Annotated in this window: 17 protein-coding genes; 12 read left to right on the top strand and 5 right to left on the bottom strand. The window is 68.3% G+C overall.

Annotation, left to right across the window (positions count from 1 at the left end; genetic code table 11):
* Positions 1 to 265: integrase core domain-containing protein (locus HMPREF1138_RS06825; RefSeq protein WP_009057937.1), on the top strand; the 265-nt coding region annotated here is incomplete at its 5' end.
* A 13-nt stretch (positions 266 to 278) separates the two neighbouring features.
* Here HMPREF1138_RS06825 and HMPREF1138_RS06820 read toward each other — a convergent pair.
* Positions 279 to 761, bottom strand: a complete 483-nt coding sequence (locus HMPREF1138_RS06820; protein ID WP_009057925.1) for a hypothetical protein — start codon at positions 759 to 761, stop codon at positions 279 to 281.
* 269 nt (positions 762 to 1,030) lie between these two features.
* On the opposite strand from HMPREF1138_RS06820, the gene HMPREF1138_RS06815 reads away from it, so the two are divergent.
* From HMPREF1138_RS06815 to tsaD, 10 genes are all read left to right on the top strand, one after another.
* A complete protein-coding gene (locus HMPREF1138_RS06815) occupies positions 1,031 to 2,821 on the top strand; it encodes a bifunctional ADP-dependent NAD(P)H-hydrate dehydratase/NAD(P)H-hydrate epimerase (RefSeq protein WP_009057923.1) in 1,791 nt (596 codons plus the stop codon).
* Between the two features lie 54 nt (positions 2,822 to 2,875).
* On the top strand, positions 2,876 to 4,150 hold the full coding sequence (gene alr, locus HMPREF1138_RS06810; protein ID WP_009057924.1) for an alanine racemase: 1,275 nt from the start codon (positions 2,876 to 2,878) through the stop codon (positions 4,148 to 4,150).
* Positions 4,143 to 4,739: a tRNA (adenosine(37)-N6)-threonylcarbamoyltransferase complex ATPase subunit type 1 TsaE gene (gene tsaE, locus HMPREF1138_RS06805; protein WP_009057943.1), complete on the top strand. Its 597-nt coding sequence runs from the start codon at positions 4,143 to 4,145 to the stop codon at positions 4,737 to 4,739. Before alr ends, tsaE begins: the two co-directional genes overlap by 8 nt.
* A gap of 9 nt (positions 4,740 to 4,748) precedes the next feature.
* On the top strand, positions 4,749 to 5,444 hold the full coding sequence (gene tsaB / locus HMPREF1138_RS06800) for a tRNA (adenosine(37)-N6)-threonylcarbamoyltransferase complex dimerization subunit type 1 TsaB (RefSeq protein WP_009057935.1): 696 nt from the start codon (positions 4,749 to 4,751) through the stop codon (positions 5,442 to 5,444).
* Positions 5,441 to 5,917 carry a ribosomal protein S18-alanine N-acetyltransferase gene (gene rimI / locus HMPREF1138_RS06795; protein WP_009057938.1) on the top strand — a complete coding sequence of 159 codons (477 nt, stop codon included), beginning with the start codon at positions 5,441 to 5,443 and terminating at the stop codon, positions 5,915 to 5,917. The genes tsaB and rimI overlap by 4 nt, the downstream gene beginning before the upstream one ends.
* A gap of 204 nt (positions 5,918 to 6,121) precedes the next feature.
* Positions 6,122 to 6,835 (top strand): succinate dehydrogenase cytochrome b subunit, encoded by a 714-nt coding sequence (locus HMPREF1138_RS06790; RefSeq protein ID WP_009057936.1) that lies wholly within the window; start codon positions 6,122 to 6,124, stop codon positions 6,833 to 6,835.
* 16 nt (positions 6,836 to 6,851) lie between these two features.
* Positions 6,852 to 8,831, top strand: coding sequence for a fumarate reductase/succinate dehydrogenase flavoprotein subunit (locus tag HMPREF1138_RS06785; protein ID WP_009057933.1), 1,980 nt, complete (start codon positions 6,852 to 6,854; stop codon positions 8,829 to 8,831).
* Complete coding sequence (locus tag HMPREF1138_RS06780; protein ID WP_039937291.1) at positions 8,828 to 9,571, top strand: succinate dehydrogenase/fumarate reductase iron-sulfur subunit; 744 nt, start codon at positions 8,828 to 8,830, stop codon at positions 9,569 to 9,571. Before HMPREF1138_RS06785 ends, HMPREF1138_RS06780 begins: the two co-directional genes overlap by 4 nt.
* A gap of 230 nt (positions 9,572 to 9,801) precedes the next feature.
* Positions 9,802 to 10,041: a hypothetical protein gene (locus tag HMPREF1138_RS06775; protein ID WP_009057927.1), complete on the top strand. Its 240-nt coding sequence runs from the start codon at positions 9,802 to 9,804 to the stop codon at positions 10,039 to 10,041.
* 100 nt (positions 10,042 to 10,141) lie between these two features.
* Complete coding sequence (tsaD, locus tag HMPREF1138_RS06770; RefSeq protein ID WP_009057930.1) at positions 10,142 to 11,197, top strand: tRNA (adenosine(37)-N6)-threonylcarbamoyltransferase complex transferase subunit TsaD; 1,056 nt, start codon at positions 10,142 to 10,144, stop codon at positions 11,195 to 11,197.
* Positions 11,198 to 11,222: 25 nt separating this feature from the next.
* On the opposite strand, the gene HMPREF1138_RS06765 is transcribed toward tsaD, so the two are convergent.
* The 4 genes from HMPREF1138_RS06765 to HMPREF1138_RS06750 all read right to left on the bottom strand — a co-directional run bounded on the left by HMPREF1138_RS06765 (position 11,223) and on the right by HMPREF1138_RS06750 (position 18,075).
* On the bottom strand, positions 11,223 to 12,788 hold the full coding sequence (locus HMPREF1138_RS06765) for an alpha/beta hydrolase (protein ID WP_009057928.1): 1,566 nt from the start codon (positions 12,786 to 12,788) through the stop codon (positions 11,223 to 11,225).
* 2 nt (positions 12,789 to 12,790) lie between these two features.
* Complete coding sequence (locus HMPREF1138_RS06760) at positions 12,791 to 15,478, bottom strand: bifunctional lysylphosphatidylglycerol flippase/synthetase MprF (RefSeq protein ID WP_039937287.1); 2,688 nt, start codon at positions 15,476 to 15,478, stop codon at positions 12,791 to 12,793.
* Between the two features lie 120 nt (positions 15,479 to 15,598).
* Positions 15,599 to 16,768, bottom strand: coding sequence for a glutamate--cysteine ligase (locus HMPREF1138_RS06755; RefSeq protein WP_009057932.1), 1,170 nt, complete (start codon positions 16,766 to 16,768; stop codon positions 15,599 to 15,601).
* A 65-nt stretch (positions 16,769 to 16,833) separates the two neighbouring features.
* Complete coding sequence (locus HMPREF1138_RS06750; protein WP_039937293.1) at positions 16,834 to 18,075, bottom strand: class I SAM-dependent methyltransferase; 1,242 nt, start codon at positions 18,073 to 18,075, stop codon at positions 16,834 to 16,836.
* Between the two features lie 233 nt (positions 18,076 to 18,308).
* Between HMPREF1138_RS06750 and groES the strand changes: the two genes are divergently transcribed.
* Positions 18,309 to 18,605, top strand: coding sequence for a co-chaperone GroES (groES, locus tag HMPREF1138_RS06745; RefSeq protein WP_009057941.1), 297 nt, complete (start codon positions 18,309 to 18,311; stop codon positions 18,603 to 18,605).
* Positions 18,606 to 18,645: the final 40 nt, after the last annotated feature.

Below are 18,645 nucleotides of genomic sequence, written 5' to 3'. Positions count from 1 at the left end.
AGCCTTGGGGCGCTGGGCCAGCGAGCATGACACGCTCCAAGCGTTCATCCCACCGGGCCAGCCCTGGCATAACGGATTCGTGGAGTCCTTACACAACCGCATGCGCGACGAACTCCTCGAGGACAACATGTTCGAGGATCTCAACCACGCGCGCGCCCTGATTGGCGCCTGGTCCCAGCGCTACAATGAAGAACACCCCCACAGCGCGCTAGGCTGGCTCTCACCCAACCAATACGCACGCCAATGGGCACAACACCACCAATAACAACCAACAACCCTCAAAACACCCGGTCCACAAAACCAGACCAGGCCACGGGCGGGCGGTCCTCGTAGCTGAGGGAGCAATTGCGGTAATCGCCCTTGACCGTCATCCCGTGGGCGCTCGCCTCGCTGATGAAGCCCTCGTAGCGTGAGCGGACAACGCTCATTGCCGATGCATAGCGGCTTAGCGCCGTGCGGAGATTCTTTGCATCTTTGCTGACGTCGGCACAGGTCTCCGACAAAGTTTGGAGTGAGTTCGTTGCGTCTATGGCAGTCTTTCCGTGCTGATCGTCCATGAGATGCATGGCGTCCCGGATGTCGCCGTCGGCGCTCTCGAGCGCGCTCTCCAGGCTCTGGAACTGTGCGTCCGCCGCCTGGGTTGCATTGATGTCCGCAGCGAAGGTCCACCTAATGACGAGATTCGTAAAGTAGGACCGTGGTTCAGTGTCGCTGGGACCGGAGCCTGCTCCGGCATCGGACGTTGCGGTCACGTTGTTCATGATTCCCCCTGCGAGTTTGACAAGTCAACCTTTAACGATCGGTAGTCTACTCTCCGTGGGTGCTTTGTGTGAAGACTGCGTCCATCTGGTGGAAGGTGAATCCTCCCCCGAAAGTCCCCGTGATCACGGCCCGCGTTGCCTAGGTTTCAGTCGCGCTGCGACTCGTGGACTCGGTGAAATTTCGCTAGCTGATGATGATATGTCAAGCGGTAGAACGTCTCGACAGGTGCGCAGCGTAGCGGGGAGTGAGATGTGGGAGAATTGACCGCATGTTGATCCTGGACGGTCGTGCCCTGTCATTCGCCGAATCGCGTGCCATCGAACGCGCGCACGTTGAGGCCGCGACGGCCGAGGGAGACCCCGACCGCTACATGCGCCAGGTCGCAGAGAAAGTCGCAGACCAGGTTCGCTACCTCTCCGACCCAATCGCCTGGCTGTGGGACCTGCCGGCCACGACGGCTGTCACCCGGCTGGGGGAGGGCCTTGGCATCGACGAGGCGGCCGCCCACATCGAAGACATGGATGCCTGCCTCGTCGCCTTCGTCGGCGGCGGTGACAACGGTGGGGATGCCCTCTACGCCTGTGCGATGATGGCGGAGAGGGGAAAGGTCGTCACTGCCTTCCTGCTCAAGCCCACCTGCCACGCGCGGGCCCTGGAGACAGCCCGGGAAGCCGGCGTCGGCATCGTCGAGCTGTCGGGCCGCTCCCTGCGTTCCCTTGAAGGGACCCCCGAATGGAACACCATCTGCGGGGCGCGCGTATGGATCGACGGGATCGTCGGCATCGGCGCTCAGGGCCCCCTCACGGGCGAGCTCGCGGAGACGGTGACGTGCCTGAACGAGGAGCTGCGCGCCCACCCCAAGAAAGTCATCGCAATCGACGTGCCCTCCGGCCTGACCGACGACGATGGCCACGTCGCTGGACCGATCCTGCGCGCCACCCACACACTCGCGGTGGGTGTCTACAAGCGCGCCCAGATCCTGCCTCCCGCCGTCGAATACTGCGGCCAGCTGCGCATGATAGGCATGTACTGGAGTGGGGCGCACACGGACACGACCCCCGACGCTGAGGGGAGAATCGGCGCGGGCGACCTTTACTACTACGACAGCGATGAGCGTGCCGCGGCCGCCGTTCCCACCCCCGCCTTCGCCGACGACAAGTACGCGCGTGGCGTCGTCGGCCTCGTCGCAGGATCCGACACCTACCCTGGTGCCGGCCTGCTCGCCACGCGCGGGGCCTTGGCTTCGGGCGTGGGCATGGTGCGCCTGAATTCCACGAGGCGTGTCCAGGACCTCGTGCTTGCCGCCGAGCCGGGTGTCGTCATGGTGGGCGGGCGCATCCAGGCGGCCCTCATCGGCCCCGGCATGGACGAGGACCGACGCGAGGACGCCCTCGAACTGGCCCACTTCTGCGGACAGTCAGGCACGCCGCTCGTCATCGACGCGGGGGCCCTCGACCTCGTACCCGAACTGCTCGGTACTATCGTCCCCGACGCGACCGTTCTCACCCCGCACTACGGGGAGGCCGCGCGCCTGCTGAGCGAGCTCGGAAAGCCGACCACGAGGGCGCAGGTCGCCGCAGCGCCCCTCCGCTATGCCCGCGCCCTCCACGAGGCCACGGGTGCTCACGTGGTCCTCAAAGGCCCCGTCACGATCGTCTACTCCTTCGAGGACGTTGACCTCACCCACGGGGAGGGAGCCGACGACGAAAACGCGCCCTACTCCGACGACGCGCGTTCAAGTGCACGCGCTGACCTCACGCGCGTCTACGAGCCCACGGTCGCTCGTGTCACCACCTCCTGGGCGGGCGTTGCCGGCAGCGGCGACGTCCTGGCTGGCCTCATCGCCGGTATCCTGGCCCGCCCCACCGCGCACAACCCCGCGAGTACCCCCGAGGGAGCGCGCCCGCTGCTCGTGACGTCGGCGCGCCTGTCGGCGGCCGTGTCCCTGCACGCCAGCGCTGCGCAGACCGCGGCGATGCGACGCGAGGGAAGAGCTCCCATCCAGGCGCGTGACATCGCTGACGCAATCCCGGAAGTGCTCGCCGCCCTCAGCCTGTGAGGCGGGAGGGCGCAGCCGCGCGGCGCGCTCGGGCTCGCGTGAGATACTAGGGGAGTGACTTCCACGAACGAACACGGTCAAGGACGGGGATACCCGTCACGCGCGGTCGTCGACCTGGCCGCCATCCGGCACAACCTGGGCGTCCTGCGGGCCGCCGCCCCCGGCGCGCTCCAGCTCGCGACCGTCAAGGCCAACGCCTACGGGCACGGCCTGCTCCCCGTCGCCCTCGCCGCACTGGAAGGCGGCGCCGACTGGCTGGGTGTCGCCCAGCTCGCCGAGGCCTTCACCCTGCGCGAAGGCCTGGACGAGGCCGGGGTCGCCCGCGCCGACGCGCCCCTCCTCGCGTGGATCTCCACCTCCTCCTCCGACTTCGCCGCGGCCATCGACGCCGACATCGACGTGTCCGTGTCCTGGACGTGGGTCCTCGCCGACATCTGCGCCGCCGCCCGGCAGGTGGGCCGCCCCGCGCGCGTCCACGTCAAGATTGACACCGGCATGTCCCGCGCGGGCTCGACCCTGGCCGACCTGCCCGCCCTGGCCTCGGCCCTGCGCATGGCGGCCGACGAAGGCCTCGTCGACGTCGTCGGCGCGTGGAGCCACATGTCGCGAGCCGACGACCCCAGCGAGGCGGGCAACGCCTCGACCGCGACCCACGTGCGCACCTTCGAAGAAGGCCTGGCGGTCCTCGCCGACGCGGGCATCACGCCGCGCATCCGCCACCTGGCCGCCACCTCCGGGATCCTGTGGCACCCCGAGACACACTACGACATGGTGCGCGTCGGCATCGGCCTGTACGGCCTCAGCCCCGACCCCGCCGTCGCCTCCGCCACCGACCTGAACCTGGTCCCCGCTCTCACCCTGTGCGCGCCCCTCACCTCCGTCAAGGTCATCGAGGAAGGCACCCCGGCCTCGTATGGCGGGACCTGGGTGGCGCCCACGCGCCGCTGGGTCGGCCTGGTTCCCCTCGGCTACGGCGACGGCATCCTGCGCTCTGCCTCCAACCGCGCGCGCGTCACCGTCCACACCGCCTCCGGCCCCCTCGAGGCGCCCCTCATCGGACGCGTGTGCATGGACCAATTCATCGTCGACCTCGGGCCCGCAGACGGCGACGCGGGCACCCCGAGCGCGCGCAGCGGGGACGCGCCCGCGGCCGTCGGAGACCTTGCTGTCCTCTTCGGAGCCGGACATGACGGCGATCCGCTGGCCGACGACTGGGCGCGCGCCGCGACCACCATCAACTACGAAATCGTCACCCGCCTGGGCGCCCACATTCCTCGCGCCTACGTCGGCGAGGCCACCGAGACCCAGGGGAGCACCGCTCATGACTGATCAGCCCATCGCCTCCTACGCCGTCGACACCTCCGACGCCGACCAGACGCGGGCGCTTGGCGAAGCCCTCGGGCGCGTCCTGGCGGCCGGGGACCTCGTCATGCTCTCGGGCGGGCTCGGCGCCGGCAAAACCACCCTCACGCAGGGCATCGGCGTCGGCATGGGCGTGCGTGGCCGTGTCGCCTCACCCACATTCATCGTCGCCCGCGTCCACCCTGCCCTCGGTGGCGGCCCCGACCTCATCCACGCGGACGCCTACCGCATCACCGACCTGAACGACCTGGAGACCCTCGACCTCGACTCATCCCTCGACGAGGCCGTCACCGTCGTTGAATGGGGCGAGGGCAAAACCGAAGCCATGAGCGAGGAACGCCTGGCCATCGAGGTGCGCCGCGCGAGCGGCGGGCAAGCCCAGCGCGACGGCGACGTCATCGACCTCGAACACATGGACGACGGGCGGCGCCGCATCATCCTGCGCGCGCACGGACACCGCTGGGATGGCGTCCTCGACTCGCTCGTCGCCGCCCACGGGGGAACGCGCGTCAACCAGGACGTCCTTGACAGTGACGATCACACCGACGACGAGTAGGATCACATCGTGCGAGAGATAGCCCTGGACACCCAAGCCGCAACCGCCGTCGCCATCATCGAAGACGGCCGCGTGATCGCCCGCGCCCACAACGACTCCGGGCGCCACCACGCCGAATCCATCACGCCCCTCGTGCGCGAGGCCCTTCAGGCCGCCGACCTGCCCGCCACCCTGGGCGGCGCAGGGATCGACCGTGTCCTCGTGGGCACCGGCCCCGCCCCCTTCACGGGACTGCGCGCCGGCCTCGTCTCCGCCCGCGTCCTCGCCCGCGTCGCGGGCGTGCCAGCCTACGGCGTGTCAGCCCTCGACGTCATCGCCCGCCAAGGCCTCGACCTGCTCGCCCCCGACACGCGCGTCTACGCGATCGCCGACGCGCGCCGCCGCGAACTCTACTGGGGCTCCTACCTGGCCGCCGGGCCCGACGACGTCACCCTCGAGGGCCGCCTCGAAGTGGGGGACGTCGCCTCCCTGCTCGCCGCCATGCGACACGCCCCCGGCCTGGTCGTCGCCGGAGCCCCCATCCCCGCCCATTCAGCGCCCGCGCTTGCGCGCGCCGACCTGGGCCCCCAGATCGAGCTGGACCCCGCCGTCATGAGCCGCATCGTCGCCACGCGCCTCACCCGCGGCGAGAGCGACCGCCTGGGTACCGACCCCCTCTACCTGCGCCGACCCGACATTCAGGGCCAGCCAACCGCGCGCCTGTGACCGCCGAGCTGCGCGTCGCTACGCTCGACGACCTGCAGACCCTCGTCGACCTCGAGGCCGTCACCTTCCCCGAGGACCCGTGGACCCCCTTCATGCTCGCCGACGAACTATCCTCGCCGGCCTCGCGCTACTGGATCGCCACGAACGAGGCCGGGGACCCCGTCGGCTACGGCGGCGTCAAAGTCGGGGGAGACCAGGCCGACGTCATGACGATCGGGGTCGCACCCCATGCTCGAGGTCGCGGCGTCGGGCGAGCGATCCTCGACGCGCTCCTCGACTGGGCACGCCAGGCCGGCGCCGCCGAAATCTTCCTCGACGTGAGGCCCTCCAACGAGGGGGCCATCGCCCTGTACAACTCCCGCGGGTTCGTCGAAATCGGGCGTAGGCCGCGCTATTTCCGCAACCCGGTCGAGGAAGCCGTCGAAATGCGCGCGCCCCTGACCCGCGCGCGTGCGAAGACCACCACCAAATAGGAACGCCCCATGTCACATTATTCGGCTCCTTCGGCCCCGCTTGGGCGCGCGCGCAGGGCCGAAAATGTCGCGGCGTACACCGATTGTCCACGCGCGAAAAACGGCGGAAAATAGCGGAAAACTTGGGTGGGGGAGAAGCCTACGTGCGCCGTCTCGTGCCAACGTCCTACCGCCGCCGGGCAACGCGCCGATATGCTTCATTGCATGGCCACTCAAAATGTCGCAACGAAGAAGCGCCGCGCGTGGACCACCAGCGTCTTTATTAAGCAGCTGATGGCCGTCTCGGGCTTCGTTTTCGTTTTCTTCTTGCTGTTCCACTCCTACGGCAACCTCAAGATGTTCCTGGGTGCGGAGGTCTACAATGACTACGCGCACTGGCTGCATGAAGAGGCTTTCGTGCCGATCTTCCCGCACGGCGGATTCATCTGGGTCTTCCGCGCCGCCATGGCGCTGATGCTCATCATCCACCTGTGGGCCGCCGCCTACACCTGGAAGCGTTCGCGTCGCGCCCGCTCCACCCGCTACGTCGTCAAGAAGTCCGTCACGGACTCCTACGCGGCCCGCACCATGCGTATGAGCGGTGTCCTCATCCTGCTGATCCTGATCTTCCACATCGCTCACTTCACCACCGTGAGCCTGCCCGCGAAGGTCGCGAACTTCGGCGCTGACGTCACCACTCCATACGATCGCATGATCGCGTCCTTCCAGTCGCCGGTCCTCGTCATCCTCTACGCCGTGTTCGTCGGCTGCGCCTGCATCCACGTCTCCCACGGCTTCTGGTCCATGTTCCAGTCGCTCGGCTGGGCTCGTCCCGCCACCCGCAAGCCTCTGGTTGTCCTCTCGGGCCTGGTCGGTCTGATCATCTTCGTGATGTTCATGGCCCCGCCCGTCGCCATCGTCACCGGCTTGATCCACTGAGGAAGGGCACGCAATCATGACCGATACACTCATCCACGGCCTCTACCGTGAAGGCGAGAAGATCGCCGACGCGAAGGCCCCCCACGACGTCCCGATCACGCAGCGCTGGGAGCAGCGCAAGTTCACCGCCGCGCTCGTCAACCCCGCCAACCGCCGTAAGCTGCGCGTCATCATCGTCGGCTCCGGCCTCGCCGGCGGCGCCGCCGCCGCCTCCCTCGGCGAAATGGGCTACAACGTCGACTGCTTCTTCTACCAGGACTCCGCCCGCCGCGCGCACTCCATCGCCGCGCAGGGTGGTATCAACGCCGCGAAGAACTACCGCAACGACAACGACTCCGTGTACCGTCTCTTCTACGACACGGTCAAGGGCGGCGACTACCGCGCCCGCGAGGACAACGTCTACCGCCTCGCCGAGGTCAGCGCCAACATCATCGACCAGTGCGTCGCTCAGGGCGTCCCCTTCGCCCGCGAGTACGGCGGCCTCCTCGACAACCGCTCCTTCGGTGGCGTGCAGGTGTCCCGTACCTTCTACGCGCGTGGCCAGACGGGTCAGCAGCTGCTGATCGGCGCCTACCAGGCGCTCGAGCGTCAGGTCGCCGCGGGTACCGTCACCGAGCACTCGCGTCACGAGATGGTCGAGCTGATCGTCGATGAGGGCAAGGCGCGCGGCATCATCGCCCGCGACATGTCTACCGGCAAGCTCGAGACCTTCATCGCCGACGCGGTCGTCCTGGCCACCGGCGGCTACGGCAACGTGTTCTTCCTGTCCACCAACGCGATGGGCTGCAACGCGACCGCCATCTGGCGTGCGTACCGTAAGGGCGCCTACTTCGGCAACCCCTGCTTCACGCAGATCCACCCCACGTGTATCCCCCAGCACGGCGACCAGCAGTCGAAGCTGACCCTCATGTCGGAGTCGCTGCGTAACGACGGCCGCATCTGGGTTCCCAAGCGCGCCGAGGACTGTGAGAAGGATCCGCGCGACATTCCCGAAGAGGATCGCGACTACTACCTGGAGCGCATCTACCCCTCCTTCGGTAACCTCGTGCCCCGCGATATTGCGTCGCGTCAGGCCAAGAACATGTGCGACGAGGGCCGCGGCGTCGGCCCGAAGATCGACGGTGTCGCCCGCGGCGTCTACCTCGACTTCTCCGAGGCCATCTCCCGTATGGGTAGGGCAGCCGTCTCCGCTAAGTACGGCAACCTCTTCGACATGTACGAGCGCATCACGGGCGACAACCCCTACGAGGTGCCCATGCGCATCTACCCCGCCGTCCACTACACCATGGGTGGCCTGTGGGTTGACTACGACCTCGAGTCGAACCTGCCCGGTCTGTACGTGGCCGGCGAGGCAAACTTCTCCGACCACGGCGCGAACCGCCTGGGTGCCTCGGCGCTCATGCAGGGCCTGTCGGACGGCTACTTCGTCCTGCCCAACACGATCAACGACTACCTGGCGCACTGCTTCCACCTGCCCAAGCTGGACGAGAACTCGCCTTCCGTCAAGGAAGCCCTCGAGTCGGCTCAGGGACGCATCGATACCCTCATGTCGATCAATGGCACCCGCTCCGTGGACTCGTTCCACAAGGAGCTGGGCAAGATCATGTGGGAGTACTGCGGCATGGAGCGCACCGAGGCCGGCCTGAAGAAGGCCGTCGGTCTGATCCGCGAGCTGCGCGCCGACTACTGGAAGAACGTTCGCGTTCCCGGCAAGTCGATCGGCGAACTCAACCAGTCCCTCGAGAAGGCCGGCCGCGTGGCCGACTTCATGGAGCTGGGCGAGCTCATGTGCATCGACGCGCTGCACCGCGAAGAGTCGTGTGGCGGCCACTTCCGCGCGGAGTCCCAAACTCCCGAGGGTGAGGCCCTGCGTCACGACGACAAGTTCCTGTACGTGGCGGCCTGGGAGTTCGCTGGCGAAGGCGAGCCCCCGATCCTCCACAAGGAAGACCTGATTTACAACGACATCGAGCTGAAGCAGCGGAGCTACAAGTGAACCTGACACTGAGGATCTGGCGCCAAAACGGTCCCGAAGACAAGGGCGCAATTCATGAATACCAGGTGAAGGGAATCTCGGAAGAGTCCTCGTTCCTGGAGATGCTCGACGTCCTGAACGAAGAGCTCTTCGCACGCGGCGAGGAACCCATCGCCTTCGACTCCGACTGCCGCGAGGGCATCTGCGGTCAGTGTGGCATCGTCATCAACGGCATCGCTCACGGCCCGGAGGTCACCACGACCTGCCAGCTGCACATGCGGTCCTTCCACGATGGTGACGTCATCACGATCGAGCCGTGGCGCGCATCGGGCTTCCCGATCATCAAGGACCTCGTGGTCAACCGCAGCGCCCTGGACCGCATCATCCAGGCCGGCGGCTACATCTCCGTCAACACGGGTGCAGCCCCCGACGCGCACGCGACCCCGGTCCCGAAGCAGGACGCGGATCGCGCGTTCGAGGCTGCGGCCTGCATCGGCTGCGGTGCGTGCGTGGCTGCCTGCCCGAACGCCTCGGCGATGCTCTTCACCTCCGCGAAGGTCACGCACCTCGGCCTGCTCCCGCAGGGCAAGCCCGAGAACTACAAGCGCGTTGTCAACATGCTCAACCAGATGGACGAGGAGGGCTTCGGCTCCTGCTCGAACATCGGCGAGTGTGCGGCGGTGTGCCCCAAGCAGATCCCGCTCGACGTGATCGCAAACCTGAACCGTCAGCTCGGAAAGGCCGCCTTCAAGGGCGTCTGACCGGCATGAGTGGCCCGAGGGCCCGGCGTACTTCGGTGCGCCGGGCCCTCGCGTATGCGTGCCCGGCGCGCGGCCGACGCGGGCGAGCAGCGCGGGCAGCGTGGGCAGCGTAGGTATCGCGGGCGAGCCGCACCCAGAGTCGGGGAGAGTCATGCGTCAAGTACCCCCGGCCGCCGTGGTCTCAGGCGTATGATGGTGGTGTCACCGTCGGCTCAGAGAGGAGCTACGCCATGCATTTTGACGAGACCGGCCCGAACACGCACACGCGCCGCTACTGGGTCAGCGCAACGATTGGGATCGCAGCGATGATCGTCTTCGCGCTCCTGTCGGTCCTTCTCCTCCTGGGAGTCGTCTTCGGTTCCCCGCAGGTGAAACCCGTCGCGGATTCTCTGTTCCCGTGGTCGCTCCTCGTGTTCGCCGTCGCGTGCGTTGCGATGTTCGTGGCGAACGCGCGACCCCGCCAGGAGTGAGGCGCCGCCTCGCTCATCGCGGCACCAGGTGCGTTGTGTCAGCGCCGCGCCGTCGGTGCGTGCGCGGCGTCGGCGCGCGCCGAGACCTAGACTAGAGGGCGTGAATGAACCCCTGGTCCTTGGTATTGAATCGACGTGCGATGAGACGGGCGTCGGCCTGGTGCGCGGCACGCAGCTGCTGGTCGACCGCACGGCCACGTCGATGGACGAGTACGCCCGCTACGGCGGCATCATCCCGGAGATCGCGTCGCGCGCGCACCTGGAGTCTTTCCTGCCCACGCTCGACGCGGCCCTCGACGAGGCGGGGGTGACCCTCTCGGACGTTGACGCGATCGCGGTTGCGGCCGGACCGGGTCTTGTGGGCTCGTTGACGGTGGGTATCTGCGCGGCCAAGGCCCTGGCCTCGTCGCTGGGTAAGCCGCTCTACGGCGTCAACCACGTCATCGGGCACCTGGCCGTCGATAAGCTTGCGGAGGGCCCGCTCCCGCCGCACTTTATTGGCCTGGTGGTCTCGGGCGGCCACTCCAACATCCTCGAGATCCGTAGCATCGCGACGGACGTCGTCGAGCTGGGCGGTACCCTGGATGACGCGGCCGGCGAGGCTTTCGACAAGGTGGGGCGCCTCCTCGGCCTGCCCTACCCGGGCGGCCCGCACGTGGATCGCCTCTCCCAGCAGGGAGATCGTGACGCTATTCGTTTCCCGCGCGGCCTGGCCGCCGGCAAGGACAAGGAACGCCACAAGTACGATTTCTCGTTCTCGGGCCTCAAGACCGCTGTCGCCCGCTACATCGAGGGTGCGACCAGCCGAGGCGAGACCGTCAGCAAGGAAAACGTGTGCGCGGCCTTCTCCGAGGCCGTCAACGATTCCCTGACCGCCAAGGCGGTGCGAGCGGCGCTGGACACGGGCTGCGACACCATCGTCGTGGGAGGCGGTTTCTCTGCGAACTCGCGCCTGCGCGCTCTGCTCACCGAGCGGGCCGAGGCCGCCGGCGTCCAGGTGCGCATGCCTCCGCTGCGCTTTTGCACCGATAATGGCGCCCAGATCGCGGCGATCGGCTCGGAGCTGGTGGCGGCGGGGCTGCCCCCATCGGGCTGGGATTTCTCGCCGGATTCGGGCATGGAGCTGACGACCACCTACGTGGCGCCGCGCTCCTGAGGGGCGCGCCCGCTCGGTGCAGCGCTCAGTGCAGGCTGTCCACGATTGTCTGGCCTACCGAGGACCACGTCGTGTAGAAACCGCCGACCATGTTGCCGCACACCCCGATGAGTGAGGCGCAGGCGAAGGCGGCCAGCGTGAGTGCGACCAGTCGGGCGCCGTAGGCAGTCAGAGCGCCCCAGGGACGCGGAATCGCGGCAAAGACCCGCGCCGAAGCGGGGTGGCAGAACCGGGATGTGCTGTCGGTGGCCTCGTCGCGGGCGTCCGCGACCACCCGCCAGGTGGCTGCGTAGCGCCACGCGATCAGCACGAAGATGAGAGACAGGAGCGCGAGGATCGCGAGGGTGACGCGGCCGTTGGGACCCGTGGACGATTCCGTGTGGGTCACGGTTGTCACGGGAACGATGGACGCGTAGGCCTCGGAGGCCTGGGCCGTCTGAGCGGTCGGGGCGGCGCCCACCGCGTTCGCGACGCGGTCGGAGGATCCCCACCACGCGAGCATCGTCGGGATGTGTTCGCGCCACAGGGGGCCCGCGTGTCCGCCGGTGGGGGGGACGTCCGTGGTGACCGTGTCGGGCGGACGTACCGCCGCCGCCATCTTGAGCGCCGTGTAGGCCCCGCCGACGACGTCGTCACCGGCGGCCATCGCGTAGATGCGCATCCCGTCGGGCGTGCGGTTGGCGAGCATGGTGGACAGAGTGTTGTCGGCCAGGTACTGGTCCCCCTGGTTCGTCATCTGGCCTTCGATTTGGGTGTCGTAGCCGGACAGGGAGGCGGCCGCGCCGAAGGTCTCGGGCGTGCGCAGCGCCGTCCAGATCGCGCAGTAGGCGCCCGCGGAGAATCCGCCGATCATCCAGGCGTCGCGGTTAGCGCTCGTGTTGGGGAAATTGTGGCGGATCATCGCGGGGACCTCGTGGGCCGCCCACGTGTACACGGGTGGGCGTCCTTCGATATCCGCGCAATCGTGGGCCTCCTCGTCGACACTCAGGGAGGGGGCGACGACGATGGTGGGCGGGATGATTCCGGCGTCAATGGCGTCGTCGAGGGCTTGCTGGACCTGCGCGCCCTGCGTGGTTCCGTCGGCCTCGCCGGGGTACCCGTGGAGGAGCTCGATGACGGCGTAGGTCTTGCCGTCCGTGGGGGAGTAGTCGCGCGGTGCGATCACGTAAACGGGCAGGGTGATCCCGCTGGTGGGTCCGGTCCACGTGGCGACGAGCATGCCGTCGTCGGTGCGCGTGAAGGACGCGCCGAGGGCGGAGGGGTCAATGCTCTGATTGCCGATCGTGACTTCGCCGCCTGACTGGGCCTCGGAGCCCACGACCGAGGACTGGATAAGTTTTCCGAGGTCGCCGCTGGTTTTGACGATGCCGAGGGAACGGTTCGCGATGAGTCCGCCCGCGGAGGCGACGAGGAGGGTCGGCACGAGGATAATGACCGTGCGTGCGAACCAATGCCGCTTGGGGCGGGGGAAGCGCGAGGGCGCGTAGCGGGGAAGCAGGGAGGCCCCCGCGACGAGGGAGAGGATGGCGAGGACGGCGACGACCGCGAGGGTGCGCCCGGAGACCAGAGAAATGGAAGCGAGGAAGGACATGCTCACTCCTGTCCGCGTATCGTTGACGAGGCCGTGGCGCCGCCGCGCTCAGCGCGTGAGGCGTTTTCCCGGGGCTTGGGCGCATCCGGGGCGGGGGCGTCGGTGCTGCGCGTGGCGTGCGCCGAGCGCAGGTCACCCACGCCTTTTGCCGCGAGTTTGGCGAGGCCAGCGCTGACGGAGGCGAGCAGCGTGAGGGTTTGCGTGGGGGACACGGAGGGGACGTAGGCGTGCGAAATAGCCAGGCCCACGGTTGCCAGGGAGGCGGGGTCAGGCACGGCCAGGTAGAGGGGCTGCGTGCGCGGCTTGAACTTGCGTTTGAAGGCGTGCAGCGACGTGAAACCGTAGAGGGGCTCCATGATGGCCGCCAGCGCGTCGATGAGTGGGCCGAACACGGAGGTGTCGTCGGCGGAGCGGGTGAGGGGCGCGCCCGACAGGGACAGGAATTCGAGGCCCTCCTCCTGGGCGGACAGGGCCGCCTTACCGATGAGGAACTCGATGGCGGGGCGCCACCCCTGGGTGCGCCTGCGCATGACGTCCAGGGTGAGGCCGACGACCTGGCCGCCCCGGTAGACAGGCAGCCATGAGGTGACGGCGTGAATCGTTGACTGGGCGTCGACTGCGACGAGAATGCGTGTCTCTGGGACCGCGAGCTCGCGAACGCCGCCGAGCGTGAAGCCCATTTCCGGCAGGGCCTTGTCGGAGCTCCAGTCCCGCGAGATAACGGTGATCTGGTCCTTCCAGCCGAGCGGGCATTCCTCCCAGGTGGTCCACACGGCCTCGACTCCTTCGCGCGTCGCGTGGTTCATGGCGGTGCGCACGTCCTGGTAGGCCTTGCCTTTGAACGCGAGGCCGGGCAGGTCGAGGAGCGATTCCTCGGCGACCTGCATGATCGTCCAGCCGTCGCGCCGGGCGGCCTGCGCGAGGTCCTCGTGGATCGAGTAGAGGGCGGGCGTCAGGCCCGCGGAGGCGGTGAAGGAGGAGAACTCGGCGATGGCCCGCGAAGCCGTTCCCTCCTCGTAGGCGAGGTCCGTGACGGTCAGCGCGACGCCGCCGGCCCCACGGTAGGCGACCCCGGCCTCGTCGAAGGGAGAGACCCACACCTGATTGCCTTCCCAGGTCTGCATCCACCCGAGGGTGTCGGCCCCGTGCTCGCGTAGGAGGGGGATGAGGTCGTCGACCGGGGAGGAGGCGGGCACGCGGGGCAGAGCCAGGAGCGCGCGCAGCACCAGGACCAGCGTGCCGACCCACGCGACGAGCGGCATCCACAGGACGGGCGCCTCGGCCAGGAGAGTCATGGGCACGAGCGTGGGTTCGAAAATCGAGGCGGTCGCAGTGGGCAGGAGAACGAGGACGTAGTCGTGGAATACCTGCAGTGGCGTCGCGTTGGGAGCGTCCGAGAAATCCTCGCCCGAGGCCAGCGCGGAGAAGGGAATAAACGAGTCGCTCGTGAGCAGCCCGAGCACGAATACCACGGCCGCGCACACGACCATGAGAATGAGCCAGCGACGCAGCAGGGTCGACGTTGTCGAGGGCGCGGCGTGGATCGTAAAGGAGCGGCGCACCCACCAGGTAATGGCGCACAGCGTCACGTTGAGGAGGACGGGCATGAGCAGCAGGGCGGCGGCAGTGCTCACCTCGGGGCGCAGGGGATCGTCCGGGCCGTTCCACGCGAGAAGTTCGACGGTGGTTGACGTCACCGTCGAGATGCCGAGGATACCCTGCAGGATGAGCGTCCCGACGTAGGCGAGGCGGCGCCCCCTACGCAGGCCGTAGGCGAAGACAAGCTGGAGTGTGATGGGCGCCAGGCACAGGAGGGTCGTGATGACGCCCGTGCGGCCCTCGAGCCACCAGGCCGGCCCCAGTGACCAGCGCATCTGCGCGAGCGGGCCTTCGGGCGCGGCCGAGACGACGGTGAGAGCCGCCGCGCACGCCCAGCACAGGGCGGCGATCGAGGCGAATTGGCGCCCGAGGGTCACCTCGTCGTCGGTGTCGTCCTCGGAGCCGCGCACGCCGACCAGGCGCGCGGCGACCATGCCGGCCAGGAGCGCCCACACGCGCGCGTAGGAGATCGCCGATCCGAGGATGGCTGCTGACAACACGAGGACTCCGATGAGGAGGAAGCGGGCCCTCCAACGCCAGCGGGAGCTCAGGGATTGGGCTGCCGCGCCCGCGAGTGCAACGAGGATGAGGCTTGTCCCCCACAGGGTGCCCGCGCCGATCGCCTGGCCCCATTCGCTGACGGCGCGCTTGAGAAGGGGCAGCGTCGCCCACGTTGCGGTGACTCCGACGACCTGGCCGGACAGGGCTGCGGCCACCCACGCCCGGGTGCCCAGGTGACGTTCGGCCGCGCCGCCCGCGACAATAACCGCGATGACGCCGACGACAGCGGTAGCGATAAAGTGCCCGGGGATCGCCCCGACGGAGGAGAAGACCGACCACCAGTGGCCCGCCGACGGGTCGGCTTCGAGGACGCTGAACTGGTCGCGCCACACCAGGTAGCTGGCCGAGACGACGGCCATAACGGCCGTGACGACCGCCGTCGCGGGGGCTCGGGAGAGCCAGCGTGCCGTCAGGTGTGCCGCGGAGGAGAGGAGGACCCACAGGGTGTGCAGCGTCGCCCGCACGGGTACGCCGATCCTCGCTAGAGCGGTCGTGTGGGGTGTGGGCGCTTCCGCCTCTTCCTCAGCCATGGTGGCGTCCTCTCGAGCAGTTCATTTCTCCGGGGGACACAATACTCCGGTTGTCTGAATGCAGACTGAACGTCGCCTGGGAGGGTGTCTGTCCGGTCACGAGGCCGTGGCCGGGGGGACTCACACACTCAGGGTCGCGAACTCCGCGAGGGCGAGGGGACGCCCGGCGTTCATCTCGGCGCGCATGAGATCGACGACGGCGTCAAGGCCCTGGCCGGGGCGTGCAGCCGCCGCGACGGAGCGCTGGCGCTCGTAGGAGGCGCCGATCGTGAGGATCGTGTCGAGTCCGGCGAACTCGCGCGCGCAGCCCAGGTCGGCGGCGACGGGGGCGAGCTCCTCGCGCAGACGCGCGATGCCGTCCCGGGCGCTCTCGGTGGTCCCGTCGCGCGACACGATCAGTGTTGCGTCCATGCCGTAGCGGGCCGAGCGCCACTTGTTCTCAGCGACGAACCAGTCCGGCAGGACGGGAAGGGGTTCGCCGGCGTCGTACAAGCGCGAGAAATGCTCAACGAGGACGTGGGTGAGCGCAGCGAAGGTGGCGACCTCGGTCGCATTCGTCGCCGCGTCGTACACGCGGTTTTCGATCGTACCGAAGGTGGGCGAGGGGCGGATGTCCCAGCGGACCTCGTCGAATCCCTCGATGACGCCTGTGCTGATCATGTCGTCCGTGTAGGCCTCCAGGTCCTCCCACGTGTCGAACTGGCGGGGGATGCCGGCGGTGGGCAGCTGCTGGAAGACCATCGCCCGGTTCGAGGCGTAGCCCGTGTCCTCGCCAGCCCAGAACGGGGAGGACGCGGAAATCGCCTGCAGGTGGCCCAGGTGTGCGGTCAGCGCCGCTTGAATCGGCAGGATCTTCGCGCGATCCTCGACGCCGACGTGCACGTGGACTCCGTACAGGAGCATCTGGTGACCCCAGTAGGCGGTGCGCTCCACGAGCTGGGCGTAGCGCTCGGAGTCGGTCACCCGCTGGCGTCCGGGGCGCGCAAAGGGGTGGGTGCCCGCGGTGGCCAGGTCGATGCGCAGGTCCGAGGCCAGGGGGCGCAGGAAGTCAACGCAGCCGGTGAGGTCGGCGATGCACTCAGCGACCGTCGAGCGCGGCTTGGAGACAACCTCGATCGTGTTGAGGAGCATCTCGCGGTGGACGCCCGGATACAGCTGTCCGTCGATCGTCGCGCGGTCGATGATCGCGTCGGCGCTCTGACGAAGGTCGTGCGAGTCGCGGTCGACGAGCTGGAGCTCCCACTCGACACCGATCGTGGAGCGCTGGGAGGAACCGAAGGGCAAGGTCATGGCGTTCCTTTCGCTGATTGCCTCCATTGTGTCAGCACGCTGCTCCGCTTCGGTGGAGAGCTTCCTTACAGGTTTGCGGGCAACCGCCGACAGATGACGGCCCGGTGGCGCCCCTCCAGGCGCGTCGCAATGACTGTCAGTTCCTTGGTTCCGCCACGAAGCTTGAGGGATTGACGCAGGTCCTCCGGGTTGATGTCCGCGCCGCGTTTCTTGATCTCGACGGCGCCCGCGTCTCGCGATCTGAGAGCGGCGGCGATGGCCTTGGGTCGAAGGTTTGTCACCTCCAGGACCTCGAAGCGGTCATAGAAGGGGCTGTCTGGCAAATCGTCACCTGTCAGGTAGGCGATCTTGTCGGACACGATGCCCGCCCCGACCCGCTGCGCCAGGCGCGCCAGCAGGCCCGATCGAATGACCGCCGGATCGGCTTCCGCGATGATGGCCCCCAGCGGGGCGACCTCCACGCGCTCGGCGGGAGCGTTGGCGGCCTCCCCGCAAGGAGAGGCGAGGCTGTGAGCGGCCCCGGCCTCGTCCAGGAGAAGACACGAACGACCCCGGCCCTCGGGCGCGAGAGCGGGGGACCACAGGGAAGCCTCGACGAGGCTGCCGCCCACGCTCACCCACTGAGCGTGCCAATCCGCGGGAATGACGTCATAAGCGATGCCCGGCGCCACCTTGACCCCCACCCGATCGATCGTGCGCGCGAGGCGAAGAACCGCGGACAGGGGAGGGGACCAGGCTTCCGGGTTCGTGATGCGCGCGGAGCCTCGCGAGGCCCCCGTGCGCCGCGCCGGATCGGCGAAGATGGCGTCCACGCCCTCGGCCGCAAGCTCGGCGATGTCCAGATCCATGACGTCGCCGAGGCGCACCTGAGACCCCTCGAAATCGCGCAGGTTCACGGCCGCAGCACCCGCCGCATCCGGATCGATGTCAACCGCCAGCACGTCCAAGCCCAGCCCGGCGATCGCCAGCGCATCCGAGCCGATGCCGCAGCCAAGGTCCGCTACCCGCGTCGCGCCGGCGCTGCGGAAACGCTGCGCGTGACGCACCGCCACCACCAGCCGCGTGGCTTGCTCCAACCCGTCGCGCGTGAACACCATGTGGGAGGCGACCGGGCCGAACTTCGTGCGCGCCGCCTCGCGCAACGCGAGCTGGGTCAACACGGCGGCCGCCAGCCCCGCCTCGACGCCGGAGGCCCGCAGGGCGCCCCCCAGCTCGCGCAGTGGGATCGGATTCGTCTCCTGGCGGGCCTGCAGGGAAGCCAGGAGCTCCCAGCCGGGGGAGGACAGGATCGGGGTCAGAGCGCTCACGGCATCATTGTCCCATCTCTTCACCGCCGAGGCCTGGGCCGGCTCGCGCTCGCGGGCGGGGCCGATCGGCATCGCCGTCGGTGAACCGCCTGGCACTCAGGTTGCCCGAGTGCCAGGTGCGCAACTACACTCATGGAGGAAGCGCGGGAACACCCGCGACCGGTCCTGCACCTGACCCCCGCGACGGCAGGGAAAGGACGAGCACCTTCGTGACAAAGAGAAAGGGAACGACAATGTCGATCTCCATCAAGCCCCTCGAGGACCGCATCGTCATCCGTCAGGTTGAGGCCGAGCAGACCACCGCCTCCGGCCTGGTCATCCCGGACACCGCCAAGGAAAAGCCGCAGGAAGGCGAAGTTATCGCCGTGGGCCCCGGCCGCGTTGACGACAACGGCAACCGCATCCCCGTCGACGTCAAGGTCGGCGACGTCGTCATCTACTCGCGCTACGGCGGCACCGAGGTCAAGTACGAGGGCCAGGAGTTCCAGATCCTGTCCTCGCGCGACGTCCTGGCGGTCGTGGAGCGCTGATCGAGCGCTGACACACGCAACGAGGGGCGGCCCGGAAGGA

This window comes from Actinomyces sp. ICM58 (genome assembly GCF_000283035.1).
In the GTDB taxonomy this organism is placed as follows: domain Bacteria; phylum Actinomycetota; class Actinomycetes; order Actinomycetales; family Actinomycetaceae; genus Pauljensenia.
Note: the sequence above shows the minus strand (reverse complement) of the source record. Positions and strands in the feature narration are given on the sequence as shown.